The following is a 3962-nucleotide window of genomic DNA, read 5'->3' as shown; positions in this document are numbered from 1 at the left end:
CTGCATGCCAAGCCCGTCACTCAGCGTGACGACGAGACCGTTCACGATACCCGGAACAAGAAGGATCAGGGCAACACCGAAATAGGAACCGATAATGCTGCCAAGGCCGCCAACAATCACCATCGCAAGAACCTGGATCGACACGTTCACCGAAAACTGCTCAGGTGCCGCAAGAAAGAAGAAGGTGGCAACAAGCAACGCACCACTGACGCCCGCGATGAAAGACGACGTCGCGAAGGCCAGGATCTTGTAGTAGAAACTGTTCACACCCAGGATCGCGGCTGCAAAGTCTTTTTCCCGGACAGCGACCAAAGCGCGACCGAGTCCAGTACGCTTGAGATTAAGCATGAAGATCGTCACCAAGACACACCAGCCGAAGGCGACATAGTAGAAGCCAGTATCAGTGGTAATCTCTTGCCCGAGCAGCGCCAATGTCGGTGACTGGAGCGACGCGTGTGAGCCCCCCGAGATCGCCGGAGAGTGGGTCAGAACCCAGTCCATCACAAATTGCATCGCAAGAGTGGTAAGGGCGAGGTACAGTCCCTTGACCCGCAAAGCGGCAAAAGCAAACAGGCTGCCGATCACGGATGACGTCAACCCGCCGATGATCAGCGCGAATTCCCACGGCACCCCGAAACGCGCGGCATGGATCGCCGAATAGGCGCCGACCGCCATGACCGCGGCGTAGCCCAGGTGAAGCTGCCCCGCCCAACCTGTCACCAGGTTCAGCCCCAAAGCGGCCGCCGTCCAGATCAGCCACGGAAGCATGTAACTGTTCAGGTAAAGCGAAGGTATGATGAATGGCGCGGCAATGCCGATCAGGAAGATAAATGCAGCCAGATTCCTGTCAGCAGGTACCTTGAAGATTCGGCTATCCGAAACGTAGTTGGCGTGATGGACGCCGGAAAGTCCGTAAAACATTCCTTACACCCTTTCGATGTCGTGACGACCGAACAGCCCGTGCGGACGGATCATGACCGTAAGAATGAGCACGGCAGCGACGATAAGCTCACGGCTTCCGCCTCCGACAAGCGGATCGAGGAAATCAGCGCCAACGTTTTCGACGACGCCCAGGATGATGCCCGCGATCACGGCGCCAAGGATACTGTCGAGACCACCGAGAACGGCAACCGTCAGACCTTTGAGAAGCAACAGCGACAGCGCCTGATCGACACCCTGAATCTCGCCCCATATAACGCCTGCGGCGACGGCAACAACGGATGCCAGCGCCCAAGAAAAGCCAACTCCGCGTTCAACCGAGATGCCGACCGACCACGAAGCCATGTAATCATCCGCGATCGCCCGCAACTTGATCCCGGTCCGGGTTCGGAAAAACAGCATGAAGGCGACAAACAAGACGAGCGCAACACCGGCACCAACCAGATGGATGCGGCTGATGAATATGTCGCCCAGGAACAGCGGATCATAGCTGACGCCCAATTCCATCGAACGCGACGTCCCGCCCCAGATCGCAAGCGTTGTACCCCGCAGGAAAATGTCGAGGCCGAGTGTCAGCATCAAGATCATGACAACCGGCCGACCTGCGAGACGGCGCAGAGCAACACGCTCAATGCCGAACCCAAGGCCGAACATGACAACCGCAGCCAGAGGGATGGCCAGCCACAAGGGTAAACCCACGTCGCGTGCCAGCGCCAGGACCACATAGGCCCCGACCATGGTCAACCCGCCCTGCGCCAGATTGGGCACCGAAGATGCCTTGTAAATCAGCACAAGGCCGATGGCGAATAGCGAGTACAGCAGACCCGTCAAGGCTCCGTTGATCGCAAGCTCTGATAGAAAGACCCAGTCCATTTATACCTCCCTGATGGGAAGGCTTCTTTCGACCTTCCCTACTTCCCCGGTCTCGTAAGTCACCTGCGCGCTTACATGGACCTCTTTTGAACCGTCGTAGAGCGCTGCGATCACGTCGGCATAGCGTTCCTGAACGACCTTCCGCCGCAGTTTTCGGGTTCGCGTGATTTCGCCATCGTCCGGGTCGAATTCTTTCGGCAGACTGACAAAGCGTTGCAGGCGCAATGGTTCGGTGACGGCCTTGTTGACCCGTTGGAAGGCCTCGCGAAGCAACGTCGCGACCTCTTCACGCTGAGAAAGATCGGCATAAGACACATAGGGCACGCCGTTCACCTCTGCCCAGTGGCCAACGGCTTCGAAATCCACGCAGACCATAGCCGTCAATTCGTCAAGCCCGGCGCCGATTACGGCAGCATCCTTAATATAAGGGCTGAATTTCAACCGGTTCTCGATGTAGTTTGGCACAAACCGCTCGCCTCCGGCCGTATGCATGACCTCGGAGACGCGCCCCAGAACAACCAGGTGTCCATCTTCCTCCAAATACCCGGCATCACCTGTATGCAGCCACCCGCCCTCAAGGGCTTCGGCGGTCGCTTCGGGTTTGTTGAAGTACCCTTCGAATACGCTGTCCGAGCGTACCAAGATCTCCCCGTCCTCGGCGATGGTCACCTCGACGCCGGGCGCGGGTTTGCCAACCGTATGAAGGCGCACTTCACCCGGAGACTGAATTGCATTGATCGCGCTGTTTTCGGTTTGGCCGTAGAGTTGGCGCAATTTGATTCCCAAGGCTCGGTAGAAAACAAAGGTGTCTTCGCCGATCGCTTCGCCGCCGGTGAACGCGTTCTTGAGGCGGCTCATTCCGAACTGGTCCTTGATCGGACCGAAAACAATTGCCTCACCCAAAAGTCGGCCCAAAGGCTCCAATATACCACCGCTTTTTCCGTTCAGCTTGCGTGTCTCAGCGGCGATGGCCCGATCCATGAAGAAATGATACAGCCATTTCTTGAAAGGGGTCGAATTCTCGATACCCACCTGGATTGTCGTCAGCATTTGGTCCCAGCTTCTCGGCGCCGCCAGATAGAAGGTCGGAGCGATCTCGCGCATGTCGCGCACGACCGTTTCCTGGCGCTCAGGCACATTCACGGTGAAACGCCAAAGGAGTGCCGCGGCAACGGTTATGGCGTAGTCTCCCACCCAGGCCATCGGCAAGTACGCGAGGATCTCCTCATTTTCGTCGAAGGCACCCGCCGCATGTCCATTCCGAGCAGCAGCAAGAACGTTCTTCTGACTCAGTACGATGCCCTTCGGCGCGCCCGTCGTTCCGGAGGAGTGCAGAAAAATGGCCGGATCTTCCGGCTTCGCACGACTAAGCAGTTCCTCACGCAGGCCCGGGGTTTCGTTCAGATCGTGCTGACCAACTTCGATCAGGTGATCCCAGGACATCAGCCCTTCAACCTCGTAGAAGCCAAGACCGCGCGCTTCATCATAAATGATGTGGTCGATGCCCTCGGCGCCGGCGTCCTTCAGTTCCAGGATCTTGTCAACCTGTTCCTGATCTTCCGCAATAGCCGCGACGATCTCCACTTCGCCAAGAAAGTGCCGGAGTTCTTCGAGCGTCGCGCCGGGATAGGCAGGCATTGCATAGGCACCAAGCAACGAAACAGCCAGCATGCCGCCATAGAGCCGCGCACGGTTATCGCCCAGAACAAGCACTGCTTTGCCAGGCTTCACGCCGATTTTTTCAAGCCCAGCCGCACAGGCCACCACCTCTTGGGCGTATTCCGCCCAGGTGGTTTCTTTCCATATCCCACGCTCTTTTTCGCGACGGGCGATATCCTTTCCGTGGAGCGACGCGTTCTTCGCCAGAAGTGCACCAATCGTTTCGCCGCCTGAAGACCGGTTCTTCGTAAAATCAGTCATGCGACCCTCCGATATATGCCTCGATGACCCGCGGGTCCTTCACAACCTCCTTGGGGATGCCACTGGCGATCATTTCACCGTAATTCAGTGCCAGCATCCGATCACAAATGCCGGTGATGACATCCATATGGTGTTCGATCAGCAGAACGCTGACGCCGCGTTCGGCACGGGCATCCAGAATGAAACGGGACATATACCCTTTCTCTTCCTGGTTCATGCCGGCCATCGGT

Annotated in this window: 4 protein-coding genes; all 4 read right to left on the bottom strand. The window is 57.5% G+C overall.

What is annotated here, in order from left to right:
* Positions 1–921 (bottom strand): branched-chain amino acid ABC transporter permease (locus ACU0FH_RS11145; RefSeq protein WP_446194656.1); only part of this gene is annotated, 921 nt, incomplete at its 3' end.
* A gap of 3 nt (positions 922–924) precedes the next feature.
* Positions 925–1812, bottom strand: coding sequence for a branched-chain amino acid ABC transporter permease (locus tag ACU0FH_RS11140; protein ID WP_027264303.1), 888 nt, complete (start codon positions 1810–1812; stop codon positions 925–927).
* Complete coding sequence (locus ACU0FH_RS11135) at positions 1813–3732, bottom strand: AMP-dependent synthetase/ligase (RefSeq protein ID WP_027264302.1); 1920 nt, start codon at positions 3730–3732, stop codon at positions 1813–1815.
* On the bottom strand, positions 3725–3962 hold a 238-nt coding region (locus tag ACU0FH_RS11130; RefSeq protein ID WP_446194655.1), incomplete at its 5' end, for an ABC transporter ATP-binding protein C-terminal domain-containing protein. The genes ACU0FH_RS11135 and ACU0FH_RS11130, both read right to left, overlap by 8 nt.

This window comes from Heliomarina sp., from assembly GCF_052826185.1.
The sequence above is the reverse complement of the archived record's forward strand: the minus strand, read 5'-3'. Positions and strand labels throughout refer to the sequence as shown.

Excerpts from the sequence above, each read along its gene's own strand:
- ACU0FH_RS11140 (WP_027264303.1), bottom strand. The coding sequence starts at position 1,812 with ATGGACTGGGTCTTTCTATCAGAGCTTGCGATCAACGGAGCCTTGACG.
- ACU0FH_RS11135 (WP_027264302.1), bottom strand. The coding sequence starts at position 3,732 with ATGACTGATTTTACGAAGAACCGGTCTTCAGGCGGCGAAACGATTGGT.